This window comes from Oscillatoria sp. FACHB-1406 (assembly GCF_014698145.1).
In the GTDB taxonomy this organism is placed as follows: Bacteria; Cyanobacteriota; Cyanobacteriia; order Cyanobacteriales; family Spirulinaceae; genus FACHB-1406.
This window is the reverse complement of the sequence record NZ_JACJSM010000002.1, coordinates 151963-167851: the sequence shown is the minus strand read 5'-3', so window position 1 is coordinate 167851 and position 15889 is coordinate 151963. Positions and strand designations below refer to the sequence as shown.

At 48.9% G+C, this 15889-nt stretch carries 16 protein-coding genes; 9 read left to right on the top strand and 7 right to left on the bottom strand.

The features are described from left to right. Window positions 1–34: 34 nt before the first annotated feature. Window positions 35–685 (bottom strand): HAD-IB family phosphatase, encoded by a 651-nt coding sequence (locus H6G50_RS03370; RefSeq protein WP_190713290.1) that lies wholly within the window; start codon window positions 683–685, stop codon window positions 35–37. A 101-nt stretch (window positions 686–786) separates the two neighbouring features. Beyond that, window positions 787–1008, bottom strand: coding sequence for a hypothetical protein (locus H6G50_RS03365; RefSeq protein ID WP_190713288.1), 222 nt, complete (start codon window positions 1006–1008; stop codon window positions 787–789). 49 nt (window positions 1009–1057) lie between these two features. On the opposite strand from H6G50_RS03365, the gene H6G50_RS03360 reads away from it, so the two are divergent. Continuing rightward, entirely contained in the window at window positions 1058–1753 is a 696-nt protein-coding gene (locus tag H6G50_RS03360) for a helix-turn-helix domain-containing protein (protein WP_190713285.1), read from the top strand. 151 nt (window positions 1754–1904) lie between these two features. Here the strand turns inward: H6G50_RS03360 and H6G50_RS03355 are convergent, their stop codons facing one another. Beyond that, complete coding sequence (locus H6G50_RS03355; protein ID WP_190713284.1) at window positions 1905–2807, bottom strand: LysR family transcriptional regulator; 903 nt, start codon at window positions 2805–2807, stop codon at window positions 1905–1907. Between the two features lie 200 nt (window positions 2808–3007). Here H6G50_RS03355 and H6G50_RS24360 point away from each other — a divergent pair, with 200 nt between their 5' ends. From H6G50_RS24360 to H6G50_RS03340, 4 genes are all read left to right on the top strand, one after another. After that, window positions 3008–3133 carry a hypothetical protein gene (locus H6G50_RS24360; RefSeq protein WP_277882659.1) on the top strand — a complete coding sequence of 42 codons (126 nt, stop codon included), beginning with the start codon at window positions 3008–3010 and terminating at the stop codon, window positions 3131–3133. Between the two features lie 288 nt (window positions 3134–3421). Then, the gene (locus H6G50_RS03350) at window positions 3422–3712 is read left to right on the top strand and encodes a helix-turn-helix domain-containing protein (RefSeq protein ID WP_190713282.1); all 291 of its coding nucleotides are present in this window, start codon (window positions 3422–3424) and stop codon (window positions 3710–3712) included. 221 nt (window positions 3713–3933) lie between these two features. Further along, entirely contained in the window at window positions 3934–8361 is a 4428-nt protein-coding gene (locus H6G50_RS03345; protein WP_190713280.1) for a nitric oxide synthase oxygenase, read from the top strand. 112 nt (window positions 8362–8473) lie between these two features. Then, the gene (locus H6G50_RS03340; protein WP_190713278.1) at window positions 8474–8953 is read left to right on the top strand and encodes a GAF domain-containing protein; all 480 of its coding nucleotides are present in this window, start codon (window positions 8474–8476) and stop codon (window positions 8951–8953) included. A gap of 76 nt (window positions 8954–9029) precedes the next feature. Here H6G50_RS03340 and H6G50_RS24355 read toward each other — a convergent pair whose 3' ends face one another. Then, window positions 9030–9161, bottom strand: coding sequence for a hypothetical protein (locus tag H6G50_RS24355; protein ID WP_277882658.1), 132 nt, complete (start codon window positions 9159–9161; stop codon window positions 9030–9032). Window positions 9162–9192: 31 nt separating this feature from the next. On the opposite strand from H6G50_RS24355, the gene dacB reads away from it, so the two are divergent. From dacB to H6G50_RS03325, 3 genes are all read left to right on the top strand, one after another. Then, window positions 9193–10650 (top strand): D-alanyl-D-alanine carboxypeptidase/D-alanyl-D-alanine-endopeptidase, encoded by a 1458-nt coding sequence (dacB, locus tag H6G50_RS03335; protein ID WP_190713276.1) that lies wholly within the window; start codon window positions 9193–9195, stop codon window positions 10648–10650. 207 nt (window positions 10651–10857) lie between these two features. Continuing rightward, the gene (locus tag H6G50_RS03330) at window positions 10858–12033 is read left to right on the top strand and encodes an RNA-guided endonuclease TnpB family protein (protein ID WP_190713274.1); all 1176 of its coding nucleotides are present in this window, start codon (window positions 10858–10860) and stop codon (window positions 12031–12033) included. Window positions 12034–12124: 91 nt separating this feature from the next. Beyond that, complete coding sequence (locus H6G50_RS03325) at window positions 12125–13333, top strand: HhoA/HhoB/HtrA family serine endopeptidase (RefSeq protein WP_242032696.1); 1209 nt, start codon at window positions 12125–12127, stop codon at window positions 13331–13333. Window positions 13334–13526: 193 nt separating this feature from the next. Here H6G50_RS03325 and H6G50_RS03320 read toward each other — a convergent pair whose 3' ends face one another. After that, entirely contained in the window at window positions 13527–13787 is a 261-nt protein-coding gene (locus tag H6G50_RS03320; protein ID WP_190713271.1) for a hypothetical protein, read from the bottom strand. Between the two features lie 59 nt (window positions 13788–13846). On the opposite strand from H6G50_RS03320, the gene H6G50_RS03315 reads away from it, so the two are divergent. After that, a complete protein-coding gene (locus H6G50_RS03315) occupies window positions 13847–14695 on the top strand; it encodes a sulfite exporter TauE/SafE family protein (RefSeq protein ID WP_190713270.1) in 849 nt (282 codons plus the stop codon). Window positions 14696–14721: 26 nt separating this feature from the next. On the opposite strand, the gene H6G50_RS03310 is transcribed toward H6G50_RS03315, so the two are convergent. Then, window positions 14722–15213, bottom strand: coding sequence for a YajQ family cyclic di-GMP-binding protein (locus H6G50_RS03310; protein ID WP_190713268.1), 492 nt, complete (start codon window positions 15211–15213; stop codon window positions 14722–14724). A 169-nt stretch (window positions 15214–15382) separates the two neighbouring features. Further along, window positions 15383–15886: a DNA recombination-mediator protein A gene (locus H6G50_RS03305; protein ID WP_190713266.1), complete on the bottom strand. Its 504-nt coding sequence runs from the start codon at window positions 15884–15886 to the stop codon at window positions 15383–15385. Window positions 15887–15889 lie beyond the last annotated feature (3 nt).

The following is a 15889-nucleotide window of genomic DNA, read 5'->3' as shown; positions in this document are numbered from 1 at the left end:
GATAATGGACAATTGATAACGGATTCGTGATGTTTTATTGAGAAAAGCGATCGCGAATGTCGAAGAAATTATTCCAAGGAATGCAAGATTTTCCCTCAGTTTCAAGATAATCGAGCAAGCGATCGCGCGCAAAAACCCGATTCGCCGCGATCGCCATATTAATATCCGTCACCGAGTCCCCAATTGCAACCCATTCGCGCCCCGAATATTTCTCCATTACTCGTACCTTCGCTACCAACTCCGTTTCTCCCTCAAACGCTTGCGGCGGCACTCGCAAAAACTCGCCATCGGTTTCCACCCTTACCCCCACAATTTCCGTCACCAAGTTGCGTAACGGTTGTCCCTTAACCTCTAACCGATTCACCACGCGCTCCACCATTGCGCGCACGCCGCCCGAAACAATCACAAACGGAATCTCTCTTTCCTGGAGAAAAGCAACGAACTCCAGAAAACCCTCGCGCACGGGTTTATTGTCCGCATAACCGATAACCTCAGCATAGCGATCGCTCGGAAGCGCTTCCAGCATTTCTCGCACGCCATCCCGCAACGTCATGCGGCGCGCGTAGAGTTCCGGCATCACTCGGGCGGCGACTTCCGGCGCTAAAGCTTTCAGCATTCCGGCAAAGGTTTCAACGGCGGTAATCGTGCCATCAAAGTCGCAAAAGACAACAGGTTGAAAACTCAAAATTCGATCCCATTCTTCAGTACATTCTGGAGTCTAAACGAAATCGAGAGCGTTGGACAGGCAAAGCGGATTTAAGCCGAATACGGCTCGCTAAGGGGCGATTACCGCTTCAGTAATCTCCAGCGCCGATCGTTGGAAGTCGCCGCAAGGACGCGGTAGGAAGGAATTAAGATTAACAGCAAATACGCGATCGCGGTATTAAATCCACAGCAAAACCGGACTATACCACAATTTCGAGCAAGGGCGAGAAGTCTTAGCGCTGCCCGCAGATAAAAATCAAAGCGAGGTTCCGGATTGAAGCCAAACTGCCAGTAAGAAGTCAATAAACCTCAAGCACTCGGCCCGCTCTCTAGAATCACGAAGATAAGGATTATGTTGTTGAAGTCATTGACCTACCCGAAGGCGACGGGGAACCCAATGCGGGAGAAAGTATGTCGCGATGTCGCTGAAATGCTCGAACAATTAAGCAATCGCATCAAAGAATCCAGCGGTTCTTCTCTTCCGCCCAATGCAAATCCTCCACGCCCTCGCGTTCGGACGACCACCGACCCCGAAGAAGAACGCCGCGAACGCTGTCGGCAAATCGGTCAAATTCTTTGTCAAGCTCGCGAAAAACGTTCCCTATCCCAGCAATGGCTTTTTAGCCAAACCCGCGTTCCCATCCATCAAATTCAAGCACTGGAAGCAGGACGCATTGACGAACTACCCGAAGATGTCTACCTGCGCAGTTTTATTCGACAACTGGGAAATGCTCTCGGTTTAAATGGCAGCGAACTGGCTGCGTCTTTGCCAGTACGGGCGACTTCTGTCGTACCGACTTGGTATCATCACTCGTCCGGTTTTAACTTTGAGTTTTCCTCAGCCCATTTCTACTTCGGCTACGCAACCCTTCTTCTCAGTGCGGTAGGTGGCTTGTCGTTACTATCAGAATGGGTCGTACCGGAAGTCTCTACCGTTCCTAATGAGGGGAATTCCTATCAGCAGTTAAATGAGAAAGAGCGCGCGCAAACGGAAGCTCCTGTTCGAGCGAGGGCGAATATGGCTCCTCCTGAAAGATTGGATGGTTAGATAATTGACAATGGATAAGGGACAATTGATAACGCTTATACCAAAAACCTTACCGTAGACCCGATAACCTGGTTTTTTTAAAGAAACTGGGTTTTTTTGTCGGGTAACGTCAACTTTGCGCCTTCTTGTTAACAGTTCAACTGGGTTTGCATCATGCAATACCGAACTTTTGGGTTTCGCGCTCTAATAAAACTTCAAGAAAGCAATTTAACGATCGCGTGGGTGTTTCTCGCCGCCACATTGCCGTCGATCGCGCGTAGACAGGCGGATCGAGCGGGATAAACACCACTTGCGGATGGGGTAACGCTTCTGCCTCGCGGGGAATAAGGGCTACTCCTTGTCCGGCTGCAACCAGCGCAATCATCGAAGTTACACTATTTGCCGACATATGCAGATTGACTTCAAAACCATTGCGACGGCACAGATCGCGAATATAATCATTTCGTCTGGGAAAGGTCTCTTCCGAAACCCCGATAAACTTTTCATCTGTAAGTTCCGATAGATAAATGGACTCCAGATGAGCAAATCGATGGTTTATGGGTAACATAGCAGTGCAGCGCACCCGCTTTACGCACTCAACCAAAAATTCGGTATCTAACTCAGAAGGTGAATTGCCGATAAAGGCAACATCGATCGCCCTTTCTCGCAGACTTTTCACTTGTTCGGCAGGCGACATTTCCTGGATCTGAATGGACACTTGTGGGTAAGTTAGTCCAAAGCGATGGAGGGCATCCCCTAGAAAGCTCTGGAGAATCGTTGGAATGTAACCGATGACTAGAGGTTTATCTACAGCAGCGTAACGAGCTTGGATAGTTTGCATGGCAACCTGACTGCGCTGCAAGACATCTTTTGCTTGTTCGAGGAAAAAGCTGCCGGCTTCCGTGAGTTTCAAGCCATCTGACTGTGTGACAAACAGCGCAACACCCAATTCTTCCTCCAGGTTTTTGATTTGACGGCTTAACCCAGGCTGGGTAATATACAGCCGAGTCGCTGCACGACTGAAACTGAGTTCTTCGGCAACAGTCACAAAATATTTGAGATGTCGTAGCTCCATAATTTCATAGGGTATGCCTGAGAGTTATAGCTGTCAGAATTATAAAGTATTCGACACTATTTTCCCTTTCTACTATCGTAAATTCTCATAGATGCCAATTCTCAATACAGTGTTTTTGTAAGGTTGTAATGGTTTAGATACAGTTCCTTACAGGGGTTTGGTGAATTGTGCTTCTCAACGTCAAATACTGGATTCTTTTCATGACCTTTAAAATACAACTTCCAAATCTTCCGCTCCTGCTAGTCATTACTACGGTTTCATCGACTCTGGCACTGACTTCTACTTTCTGGCAACAAGATCGAGAGCGAGCGATCGCACCTTTATGATGGACGGGACTCAATCTTACGCGGATAGCAGACCTTCACAACCCTATAAACAGTACGGTATCGTCGTGCGTGGTGGCAAAGAGATTTTTGAACTTCAGACAACAGAAAATAAGAATCAGGGTGGAAAATACCAGAAAGTAGACAATTACTAATCGAGTGAGCGATGGTCATCCTTCAGGGTTGAGCAGACCGATCCGCCTATCCTCTTTGTGTAGGTGAATCGGTCTTAGCAGTTGCACGAGATAGCTATCGTTGTTCCTTGAAATAATCTGATTATTGGAGCCATTAATGGAGTTCGCTAAGTTAGAATCGCTTCAGCAAAGCCGATTAGAAGAGATCGGCAAATATTTATTTCAGATGCGTCAAGAGCAAAGGCTCTCTTTGGAAACGATCGCGCAGCAAACCCGGATTCAGAAATACCAGCTAGAAGCAATTGAACAAGGAAACCTGAGTAAACTACCGCCGCCTGTTTATGTCCAGGGTTTTATCAAGCTCTATGCGGGTTATTTAGGCTGCAATGGTAGAGATCTGGCAACAACATTTCCCCTTGAAGAGCCGACCTTCGGAGATTCAGTATAGCTGACCTATGCCTATAAGTTATAGGGCTAAAACTAAAAAGCATTGGACTTTACAGATAAGCATTCCTTAGACTAAGTTCTATGTTTTGATGAAAAGCTTTTGTTAAGTGACTTTGTGGCGAGATAACGAATGCGCCGCTAATTACTTTGCGATCGCAAAAGTCATTTAAAGTTCGACTCTCAAGGTCGCTCGAACTCTTAATTGTTGCCCTAACTATAGCTATGCTCGATCGCCAGCGTATTATTCATCTGACCGAAATCTCAGCCATCGACGTTCCAACAACCGATCTCTACAAGTACAAATGCCGCGTGCAGATGGCATCGAACGAGGGTGAAACCCTGTTGCAACGAGATTTGTTTGCTCGGATGCAGCCGAATTGGTTAGTGCAATTAAAGAACAAGGGAGACTGCACGATCGCCATCACGTTTTGCTGTCGAGAGGGCGACATCAGCCACCCCTGGCAGGATGTGGGAACCGTGACGTTTGCTACACAGGAGTATTTGAATGGCGATCGTAATGCCGATCTCGAACTTCCAATAACCACCTGGAATAAAGCGCCACAACTGAAGCTCAAGGCACGGCTGACCCAAGGAACGATAGAGGGAAATAGCAGTACGGTGACGCTGTTCGGCAGCCAGAACATATCGCGGCGCAAACCGAGGCAAACCACCGAAAAAATTGTAATTGAACTGCCTCCAGACGTTACCCTCACACCTCCAGAAGAAGTGATGGCTAAAGATGTGTGGAACAAGCTGCGGGCTTGGAAAGAATTACAAATGGAGAAGTTTCTGAAACGGCTATTGTTAGAGGAGCCAGAGCTTGAGTATCTGTTTGGCGAAGCGATAGACAGCGCTGGCGACTTCTTCTACGAGTTGTTCGACTGTGCGGCTCACCAATTACAGCCAGAAACGCAGATCGTTATCGGGGAGCCGTTAGTAGGAGTCCCCCCCGAAAAAGGTGATGCGCTAGATACAGTCGAAGATTATGGCAAGTTCTTTGCAGGGATTGGTCTGCGTCCCCAGCACTGGCTCGCCGCCCGCAATGTGTGGATGTGGATGTTGCCATCGATTCCGTATTTGGAGGAGTACGATCGCGAAGACCTGAAAAAAGGCACGAATTCGGCGCTCTACAAGTTTTTCAACACTCACATCATTTTGCCGATGGCTGTTGCCGTGCATCACTACGACGATGCGTTACCGCCAGAATTGCTGCAACAAATGGCAGAGTGCTGGGATGCTTTTAGTCAAAACAAACAGCAAATGGGTATGGAGTTCTACCAAACCCTATTTGAAAAATATTCTTTTGTGCTGCCCATTTTTGGACGAGCAGACATGGATTACCTATCGCTGCACTTGTTCCAGGCCTTGGAATTTCTAGTGAAGTGTTTGCGAACGGGCAGCAGCGAAGAAATGCTGCAAGAACTGCGCTTTTTGGGACAGATTCACAGTTTTGCCGACGTTCCAACCTGCGCCTATCCTGCCATTACAGATACGCTCTTTGCCCTGTTCGAGAAGTATTTGCCCAACTTCACCCCCGAATTACAGCAAGGGTGGCAGACGTTTATGGATCGCGCCGTCAATGTGATTAAATTGCCGATGCTGAATCAGGAACGATTGCTGAAAAAAGCCAAGCAGTTTGTCGATTTGATTTCCAGCGAACAGGCGTGGGAATTGGAGGACAAAGAGCGGCGCTGGAAAGAAATCAAAGAAGAAGTCAAAGCAACGGGAACCTATACCCATAGCTATGAGGAACTGGCATACGGAGCGCAGGTGGCATGGCGGAATGCTTCTAAGTGCGTCGGGCGGATTGCCTGGAATAATATGGTCATCCGCGATCGCCGCCATGTCGCCGATCCCAATGAAATGTTCCGCGAATGTCAGGAGCACGTTCAGTTTGCCACCAATGGCGGCAACTTGCAAATCACAATGACCGTTTTCCGTCCTAAACAGCCGAAGGAACGCTGGGGACCTCGCTTCTGGAACTCGCAACTGTATCGCTATGCCGCTTATGAAATGCCCGATGGTAGCATCATGGGCGATCCGGCAAACTTAGCCTTGACTAACGCCATCATCAAAAAAATGGGCTGGCAACCGCCCGAACCGCGCAGCGCCTTTGATATTTTGCCCTTGGTCATTGAAGTTCCCGGACAGGAACCTAAAATGTACCACTGGCAGCCCGAAGAAGTGCTGGAAGTGCCGATCGAGCATCCCACCGTTGCGGCATTTAAAGATATGGGATTGCGCTGGTATGCCATTCCCGCAATTAGTAACTTTTCGGTTCATATTGGTGGGATTCACTATAACTGTATGCCCTTCAATGGCTGGTATATGGATACGGAAATCATGCGCGATTTCCTCGATGAATACCGCTACAACAAAATGGAAGAGATTGCAGGGGTTTTGCAACTGGATACCAGTTCGGAGCAAACCTTGTGGCGCGATCGCGTTGCCCTAGAACTCAACATTGCGATCCTGCATTCCTTCCAGAAAGCTAAGGTGACAATGGTAGACCACCAAACTGCCTCGCGCCAATTCCTCACTCACGATCTGCGAGAGAAAAAAGCCGGACGAGAATGTCCGAGTGATTGGGGTTGGGTCGTTCCGGCAACCGGAGGCAGTACCTGTCCGGTGTGGCATCACCAAACGCGCGATTTTTATTTAGAACCCGCCTATCACCATGCTGCCGATCGCTGGGATGTCGAGGATAGCATCGATTTAGAGCAGTTCATGGTAGCAACCGACGAAGAGGGGAATAAACGCGATCGCATTTTAATCCTCTACGCCTCGGAAACGGGAACCGCCGAAGGATTTGCCCGCAAAGCTGCCCGTCAGTTGCAGCAATTTCGTCCGAAAGTCATGGCCCTGGATGAGTGTGCGGTGGATACCCTCGCCTCCGAAAAACTATTACTCATCGTCACCTCCACCTTCGGCAATGGCGAAATGCCCAGCAACGGCAAACGCTTCCTGCAATGGCTCAAACAACAGCCAGCAGGCTCCCTCAACGGCTTAAACTACTCCGTCTTGGGCATTGGCAGCACTGTCTATGAAAAATTCTGCGCCGCTGGCATTGCTGTTGATAAAGCCCTAGCGAAAGCCGGAGCGAACTGCGTTGTACCGCTCCACAAAGGCGACGAAATTAAAGGACAGGCAAACACCTTCAAGCAATGGCTCGGTCTAATTTCCCGCGTCCTTGGAGCCGACGAAACCACGGGTGCAGCAGGTAATAATGCTCCTAAACTCACCGTCACCTTCCTGAATGAATTTGTCCCCCCTTCCTCTCCTCTCCTTCACTCTCCTTCCTCTGACAGTGGTATCCCCGTTCCCCTATTTGCCAACGACGAACTGTTGCAAGAAGTGATCCCCGGTAGCCGTTCTACCCGTTATATCGTGTTTGATATTGCTGGAACTGATTTGCAGTATGAAACAGGGGATCATGTCGCGGTTTATCCTTGCAATCCCCCCGAACTGGTAAATCGGCTATGCGATCGCATCGGTGTAGCGGCGAATACTTACTTTACCGCTGCTTACGTCAATCCAGACGGCAGTGCTACGGACGATCGACCTCCTGTTGACGCACCCACTACTGTCGGTCAATTCTTATCAGAAGACCTGGATTTGTCCCTGCGCGAACCCTTCAACGATTTGCTAACTTACCTGCATTCCGTCGCTCGAGATTCCCCGGATAAACAACGCTTGGAAATCTGGCTGGAGATTTTGCGGCAAAGTGAAGACAATCCTGATGCTGTGACGCTCAAGAAAACGATTGCCGGCAACTTCATGAGCGTTGCGGATCTGTTTGATGAGTTTCCTTCCGCTACGATCGCGTTAGAAGCCCTGCTGGAACTGCTGCCGAAGCAAAAACCGCGCCTCTACTCGATCTCTTCCTGTCCGTTGCTGTATCCCGACAAAATTCAAATTACAGTCGGAGTCTTGCAAATCAAAACCGATGCCGGAAAAGTGCGGCAGGGGTTGTGTTCTAACTATCTTGCTGGGCTGCAACCTGGCTCGCAGGTGCGGATTGGAACTCGCACCTCTGGCTTCCTGCCGCCCGCTGACCCGCAAGCCCCCATGCTGATGGTCGGCCCTGGCACGGGCGTATCTCCCCTCATTGCCTTCTTGCAATATCGCGAAGCCTTGCAGCAGCAGGGAACGCTGTTGGGCGATGCTTGCCTCTACTTTGGCTGTCGCAATCACAGCGATTTCCTCTACGGCGATCGCCTCGCAGCTTGGCAAACTCAGGGCGTGTTAACGGATTTGCAGGTCGCATTTTCTCGGCTTAGCGATCGCAAAGTCTACGTGCAAGGCTTAATGCAAGAAAACTCCCAAACCTTATGGCAGTTCCTCAGCCATCCCCACTGTCATTACTATGTTTGCGGCGATGCGAAGATGGCTGATGATGTGTTTGAAGTGTTTATGGCGATCGCTAAATCTCAGGGCAATCTTTCCCACATCGCCGCCGTGGAGTTTTTCGACAAGATGAAGCAAGAAAAACGCTTTCATGCCGATGTTTGGGGCGTGCAACTCAACTTCAAACAAGCGATTCAGCAAGTGCAGAAAGATAACTACTCGAAAGCGGAAAAGTGGTTGGAGCGAGTCCAACAATCTTCTGAATCATTGGCTACTGAAGTAGAGTCGGCGGTCGTGGTTTAATCCGATCGACCCCATTCACAGAGCGATACTCGGTTGTAAAGATCGGTTTTTTCCTCAACTTGTCTCCCTGTCTAGCTTTTAGTGGACTTGTCACCTCCCCAACTTTTTGATTATGGATGGCTCCACACTTCATTTAGATTTTGCAGCTAACCTCAGTCGTGCTTGCCAAGCAATTAATTGGGACTATGCTGAAGTCTGGATATCCAATCCGGAGACAAAACTACTCGAACTCAGTCCGGTTTGGTATGGACATCAAAGCCGAAATAGCGCTCGTTTGGACGACCTGAGAAAGTTTCAAGCCTGTAGCGAAAAAATAGTTTTATCAATGGATGAAGGATTGCCGGGAAGAATTTGGCGATCGCAGCAACCTCAATGGATCGATGATGTTTCTGTCCAATCGGAAAGCTACTTTCTGCGCAACCAGATTGCCAAAGCATTCAATCTTAAAGCCGGATTTGGATTTCCAATTTTTTGCGATCGCTGCTCGATCGCAATTGTTATCTTTTTTACGGATCGTGCTTGCGAAGAAGACCCTAGTTTAGTGCAATGTGCGATCGCGGCAACATCTCCCCTCGAGCATCTAAATCTTTAAAGCAAGTTCGATGAAAACTGAATTTGGAGCTTGGCAACGAAAGAATACAGCTTTCAGCATACGATAGTAGAAGGTTTCAGGCTCCGTCGAACGTATATTGACCGGGAAGACTTTGGCGATCGCGCGCTAACTCTTTTTTATACCAATTCTCTGAGTTCGGACAACACATCTTGAGGCTGAAACCTCTAATATATCTGGGTTTTTTCATTATTAATTGTTAATTTTTAATTGGTATTATTTTGTTTTCTCGACTCCCCACTGCCCTACTGTTATTCTCGCTGGGAATCTCTGCCTATACACCGATCGCGGCGGCAGAAGTTGCAACAGCGCAAGTCTGCGAAACCGAGAGAGCGCAAAGCCTTCGCGCGATCGTCCAGCGCCCGGAATTTGCCCGCGCCCAATGGGGTATCCTCCTGCAACCTTTAGACGCGCCCGAACCTCACTACGCCCTCAACGAAAACGCCTACTTTCTGCCCGCCTCCACCGTTAAATTATTGACCACAGCCGCCGTTTTGCAGCGTTTGGGGGCAGATTATCGCATCCGTACCCCCATCTACATCGAAGGGGAAGCACCCGCCTTAAAACGCTTAATTCTGGAGGGACGCGGCGATCCGAGTTTGGATAGCACCCAGTTACAAACGCTAGCCGCAGCCTTGAAAGCGCAGGGCGTGCGTGAAATTGCGGAGTTAGTCGTCAGCGATCGCTATTATTCCGAAGCCAGCCGCACGTCGAGTTGGGAGTTTGAAGACCTTTATTTTGACTACGCACCGGCGATTAGTCCGCTGATTCTCAATCAAAATCAGTTCGCACTCACGATTGCGCCCCGTCAGACGGGCGAAACGGTGGGATTAAGCTGGGAAGACGCGATCGCGGCACGACAATGGCAAATCTCGAATCGAGCCATAACTGTAGCGACAGAAGCCGAAGCGAGCGGTATTGAAATTCAGGGAATTTTCGGGCAACCGATCCTGGAAATTGCCGGAAGTGTGGCAATAACCGAAGAGCCTGTAACAGAAAATATATCAATACTCAACCCGTCTCAGTATTTTCTAGATACGTTGCGATCGCGTCTCGAAGCCGAAGGAATTCGCATCCGAAGCGCGCGCGCCGCCCAGCCGGGGGAACGATGGCAGCAACCGGAATTCTTCGCCCTCGAATCGCCGCCCCTAACCGAATTGATTCAAACCGCCAATCAAAACAGCAATAACCTTTACGCCGAAGCCTTACTGCGCCTCCTTGGTGTTAATCCAGAAGGGAAAGCAGCGCGAGAAGTCGGAATTTCTACCCTTAGCGAAACCCTAAGCGCCCTAGGAGTCGATCCCGAAAGCTATCGCCTCGCCGACGGTTCCGGATTATCCCGCCACAACTTCGTCAGTCCTAGCGCCCTCGTCCAAACCCTCGCGAAAATGGCGAAAACGCCTAACTTTGCCGACTACCGAAACTCCCTTGCGATCGCGGGCGTGAGTGGAACATTACGCAATCGCTTCAAAAATACGCCCCTACAAGGGAAACTCTGGGGGAAAACCGGAACGATGGACGGTGTATCGTCTCTAGCGGGATATCTCGAAGTCGGACGCGATCGCACCTATGCGTTTGCCATTATCCTCAATCGCAGCACCTTAACCCCCAGCGCGCAACGCCAAGCCATTGACGAAATCGTTTTAGGCTTATCTGCCTTAAAAAATTGCTCGGGGTAGTTCGTAGTTCTTAATTCGTAATTCATAACTCATCCGTTATCGAAAAATTGGGTTTAAAACCCCGTCCACTTCGGCAGGCTCCCTTCGACAGGCACTTCGGCAATCTCAGTGTGGCACTCAGGGTATCGCAGTGCATCGCTTCTAGGACGGCTTTGTATTAATCTAACATTCTTTGCTAGAATGCCCAGCATAAGACTGACCCAATTCATGCTAATACTCGAAGCAAAACTAAAAGGAAAGACAGAGCAGTATAACCTCATAGATGAGGCGATTCGTACCGCTCTGTTTGTCCGCAATAAGGCTTTGAGGCTATGGATGGATGTAAAAGGGAGCGATAAATACGACCTCAACAAATACTGCGCTGTACTTGCCAAAGAGTTTGAGTTTGCTAAAAAGTTAAATTCTCAAGCAAGACAAGCCAGTGCAGAAAGAGCGTGGTCTGCCATTAGTCGATTCTTTGAGAATTGCCAGAAGAAAGTACCCGGTAAAAAGGGCTTTCCGAGATTCAAAAAGCGCGGTCACTCTGTCGAATATAAAACTTCAGGATGGAAGCTTAGCGACGATCGGAAATACCTAACTTTGACCGATGGCTTCAAGATTGGCAGGCTCAAATTAATCGGTTCGCGCGATCTTAGCTTCTATCAAGTCGAGCAGATTAAGCGCATTAGACTGGTAAAGCGGGCTGATGGTTACTATGCTCAGTTCTGCGTTGATGTTGAGCGTAGAGAAGAGATTGAACCCTCAAAAACCACTATCGGGTTAGATGTTGGACTCAACCATTTCTACACTGATAGCAATGGTGAAGTTGTCGAGAATCCTAAATACCTTAGAAAATCGGAACGTCAACTCAAAAAGTTACAGCGCCAAGTTTCTAAGCGGAAGAAAGGATCGGCTAACCGCAAAAAAGCAATTAAGCGCTTAGCCAAGAAGCACTTGCAAGTAAGCAGGCAGCGTAAAGACTTTGCCGTTAAGACGGCAAGGTGCGTAGTTCGGTCTAACGACCTGATTGCCTACGAAAACCTGCAAGTGCGGAACATGGTCAAGAATCACAAGCTAGCTAAGTCTATCAACGATGCGAGTTGGTCAATGTTCCGGCAATGGGTTGAGTATTTTGGTAAGGTATTTGGCAAGGTAACAGTTGCAGTGCCTCCCCAATATACAAGCCAGAATTGTTCAAATTGCGGTAAGCAAGTTGTTAAAACATTGAGTCAACGAACTCATCGCTGTGGATATTGTGGCACTGTACTAGACCGCGACCATAATGCGGCACTGAATATCTTAGCTAGAGGCATAAATAGGGTAGGGCATACCCAAATCAACGCCTGGGGAGAGTTCGACCTCTGCCAAGTAGATGTAAGTCTAGTTGGTAAGTTGTCTCGCTGAATCAGGAATCCCCGTTACAGAGAGTGCGGGGAGTGTCAACCTGGAAAAAGAGGAGAAATTTCGTCCGATTCTCGTCTGCTTAGTAAACGTTATGCGTTCTCCTGTTATGCGTCGATTCAGCACTCACCTTATCGCCCTCATTCTGGGCGTAGCGATCGCTTTTGGCGGCTTGCGCGTTTCCTCATCGCAAGCCGATCCCGGACAGTCCTCGAATGTCCTCAATTCTGCTACTACCGTCGCGCGAGAGACGGCACAACTTCCGCCGCCCTCTCATAGCTTCGTAGCGGATGCGGTACGGAGAACTGGCCCTGCGGTTGTTCGCATCGATACCGAACGAACCATAGCCGCACCTCCAATAAGCCCCTTTTTTGAAGACCCTTTTTTTAGAGATTTTTTTGGGGATAATTTTTCCCGTCAAATGCCTCAAGAACGACAAATTCAGGGGCAAGGTTCCGGTTTTATTATCGATCGCGAGGGATTTATCCTCACTAACGCCCACGTTGTTGCTGGCGCGGATAAAGTCACCGTCAAGCTTCAAGATGGTAGCACCGTCTCCGGACAGGTACGCGGAAGCGATGAAGTAACCGATCTCGCTGTGGTGAAAATCGATAACCGAGGCGGTGCTTTGCCCGTCGCGCCGTTGGGCGATTCTTCCGAGGTGTATGTCGGCGATTGGGCGATCGCGGTTGGAACCCCCGGAGGATTGGATAATACCGTGACTTTGGGGATTATTAGTACCCTCGATCGCTCCTCTTCAGCGGTTGGCATCCCCGACAAGCGCGTTAACTTCCTGCAAACCGACGCAGCGATTAACCCCGGTAACTCCGGCGGCCCATTACTCAACGATCGCGGCGAAGTCATCGGAATTAATACCGCCATCCGCCCCAACGCTAGCGGTATTGGTTTTGCTATCCCCATTAACAAAGCTAAAGAACTCAAGGATGCTTTAGCCGCAGGCAAAGAAGTTCCGCACCCCTTCGTCGGGATTCAAATGACGAACCTCACCGCCGAACTCGCCAAACAAAGCAACCGCGATCCTAACTCTACGGTGCGCCTACCCGAAATTGACGGCGTACTCGTGGTGCAGGTGTTGCCGGATACCCCCGCAGAACGCGCCGGAATTCAGCGCGGCGATGTCATTACCCAAGTTGAAGGACAGCGGGTAACGATGGCAGACCAGTTACAGAATATCGTGGAAAAAAGCGGTTTGGGCAGTACGTTGCGCTTTAAGTTACAACGCGGCGATCGCAACCTAGAACTTTCGGTGCGTACCGAACAACTTCGCAGCCGCGATCGTTAATTTTTCAACCTCCAGTCGTTAGCGAGGGGGGGAGGGGGTGAGGGGGTGACGGGGGGACTGGGGGACGGGGTGACGAGGGGACTGGGTGACTGGGTGAGAGAGAAATTCTAACAGTCGTTTAAGGGTTTATTATTCATTATTCCCCATTCATTATTCATTATTCCTTATTCATTATTCGCGATTCTCTCTTTGCTTAAGCGTGGCGGTTGACTTCTTCCTGCAACCACGAATCCACCGGCTGCCCGTCCTTGCGCTTCAACTCAATTTCTACGACCTTAACTAACCCCGATCCCGGCGGCGCGGGATGTTCGTGAAAAAGAATATCATAAGCATTTGGATCTTCATTGCGCTCTCGCAACCAATCTTGCACTTTCATCGTGCAGAAAAAAGCTTGCCCTTGTTCAAACATTCGGCTAACTTGCATTTGGAGCGTATACGGATTGATGCGAGCCATGAGCGATGAGGATAAAGTGGTTGAAAGATTAGTTCGATAATAACCCTCTTGAGGCAAAAATGCTGAGTCTAAGCTTAACTCATTATCAATTATCCATTATCAATTATCCATTATCAATTATCCATTATCAATTATCCATTAATAATATTTGGCTGTTGGCTATAGGAGGATTTATTTCGGGTTTGCTCGCTGGAATTCTTGGAATTGGGGGCGGAACGGTGTTAGTTCCGATTCTCGTCGCTTTGAACGCTCAACCCGTGCAAGCAACAGCCACCAGCAATCTTGCGATTGTCCTTACTTCTGTTTCCGGAACCCTACAAAATTGGCGCATGGGATACCTCGATCGCCAGCGCGTTCTTCTCCTCGGTTTGCCGTCTCTTGTCACCGCTCAAATCGGCGCGTATTTGGGCAGTATTTTGCCGGGATATCTGCTTTTGAGTGCTTTTAGCATTTTTTTAATTCTCAATATCTTTCTCGTCCAATTTCGTAAAAAGTTGATTCGCGATCGCGATACGCCCGTTACCCCGACTTTTAATCCAACCCTAGCTCGATTGGGAACTGGCGGCACGGCGGGATTGCTGGCAGGATTGTTCGGAATCGGCGGCGGTGTCATTATGGTTCCCTTACAAATGCTTCTCCTCGGCGAAAAAATTAAAGTTGCAATTCAAACCAGCTTAGGCGTAATCGTAATGACTTCAATTTCTGCGGTAATCGGCCATGCTTGGCGGGGGAACGTGCTATGGTTCCCCGGATTGGTATTAGGAATTGGCGGATTGCTAGGGGCGCAAATTAGTACGCGCTTTCTGCCGAAATTGCGCGATCGCGTCGTTAACTTCAGTTTTTGCGCTCTCCTAGCTTTGTTGAGCGTTTACTCCCTATGGCGCGCTTGGCAAGCCTATTTTCAATAATTCTTCAAAACTCGCTCGAGTACAAATTAACGATAATTCGTAAACTGAAGTGCAGCCGGGTAATCCTGTTGCTTCAGTAATTGAATCACTTCTTGCAAATCATCTTTCGACTTGCTCGAAACGCGCACCGCATCCCCTTGAATCGAAGCCTGAACCTTTTTCAATTCATCGCGAATTAACTTACTAATTTTCTTGGCTAATTCTTGACTGATTCCGCGCTTAAGAACGACCTCTTGACGAACGCGGCTGCCGCTCGCCGACTCCACCTTTCCATACTCAAAAATTTTCAGGGAAAGATTTCGTTTCGCTGCCTTCGCTCTAAGAATGCCGTGAATAGCATCGAGGGTAAATTCGCTATCGGTATTGATCGATATCTTATCCTCCCCAAGCTCAACAGTGCTTTTCGTGTCTTTAAGATCGTAGCGGCTCTGAATTTCGCGCGCCGTTTGATCGACTGTATTGACCATTTCCTGGCGGTCAAAATCGCTAACAATGTCAAAAGAATAAGTAGAAGCCATAAGAGTGATTGATTATTGGCGATCGACAAACAGAGAATTGTGAATAGCTATCAGTTATAACGGGTTTTAAACAAGTGAAGTCACCCTGATGCTCCCTCTCTTATCCCCCTCATTAATATAGGGGGAAGAGCGAGGATGCTTTGCGATTTGTTTGACGGGCGCGGCAGATTTAATCAAAGTAGAACAGCGTCACGACTTTGACTTCTGCCTCTGCCTCTTGACAAGTTTGCAATAATGTGGCGCTATCGTGGAAGGCAAAGCAAATGAGTTGCTGGCAGCGGGAAACAATTTCGCGATTGCACAATGCACTGGCTTCGCCCAAAGAGAGATTATTGTTATCGGGATTTTCGACTAAGTGAACCACCTGCTCGAGTTGCTTGCGAGACTCTAGCGGTTGGCGTTCTAAACTTTGGGGCAAAATCACGGTTAACAAATTCGGATCGGCGCGCATCGCACCCCGGATAGCAGCGGAGTTAGTTCCCGTTGCACCAGAGGTGATGATCTGATTTCCCCCTAACACCAACGCATAACTCATCATTTCAATCAAATTCTGGTGAGTGATGGGAACGTGGCGGGAACCGAGAAGCGCAACTCGTTTAGAACTGGTTTGCTGGATAGCTGCAAGTTCTCGAGCGAGGGTATCAATTTTTGGGATATCTATCGACTGGCTCAAAAT

What these genes read in the sequence shown, in the direction of transcription:
- H6G50_RS03360 (WP_190713285.1), top strand. Translation starts at nt 1,058, where the DNA reads ATGTTGTTGAAGTCATTGACCTACCCGAAGGCGACGGGGAACCCAATG.
- H6G50_RS03355 (WP_190713284.1), bottom strand. Translation starts at nt 2,807, where the DNA reads ATGGAGCTACGACATCTCAAATATTTTGTGACTGTTGCCGAAGAACTC.
- H6G50_RS24360 (WP_277882659.1), top strand. Translation starts at nt 3,008, where the DNA reads ATGACCTTTAAAATACAACTTCCAAATCTTCCGCTCCTGCTAGTCATT.
- H6G50_RS03350 (WP_190713282.1), top strand. Translation starts at nt 3,422, where the DNA reads ATGGAGTTCGCTAAGTTAGAATCGCTTCAGCAAAGCCGATTAGAAGAG.
- H6G50_RS03345 (WP_190713280.1), top strand. Translation starts at nt 3,934, where the DNA reads ATGCTCGATCGCCAGCGTATTATTCATCTGACCGAAATCTCAGCCATC.
- H6G50_RS03340 (WP_190713278.1), top strand. Translation starts at nt 8,474, where the DNA reads ATGGATGGCTCCACACTTCATTTAGATTTTGCAGCTAACCTCAGTCGT.
- H6G50_RS24355 (WP_277882658.1), bottom strand. Translation starts at nt 9,161, where the DNA reads ATGAAAAAACCCAGATATATTAGAGGTTTCAGCCTCAAGATGTGTTGT.
- H6G50_RS03330 (WP_190713274.1), top strand. Translation starts at nt 10,858, where the DNA reads ATGCTAATACTCGAAGCAAAACTAAAAGGAAAGACAGAGCAGTATAAC.
- H6G50_RS03325 (WP_242032696.1), top strand. Translation starts at nt 12,125, where the DNA reads ATGCGTTCTCCTGTTATGCGTCGATTCAGCACTCACCTTATCGCCCTC.
- H6G50_RS03320 (WP_190713271.1), bottom strand. Translation starts at nt 13,787, where the DNA reads ATGGCTCGCATCAATCCGTATACGCTCCAAATGCAAGTTAGCCGAATG.
- H6G50_RS03315 (WP_190713270.1), top strand. Translation starts at nt 13,847, where the DNA reads ATGCTGAGTCTAAGCTTAACTCATTATCAATTATCCATTATCAATTAT.
- H6G50_RS03310 (WP_190713268.1), bottom strand. Translation starts at nt 15,213, where the DNA reads ATGGCTTCTACTTATTCTTTTGACATTGTTAGCGATTTTGACCGCCAG.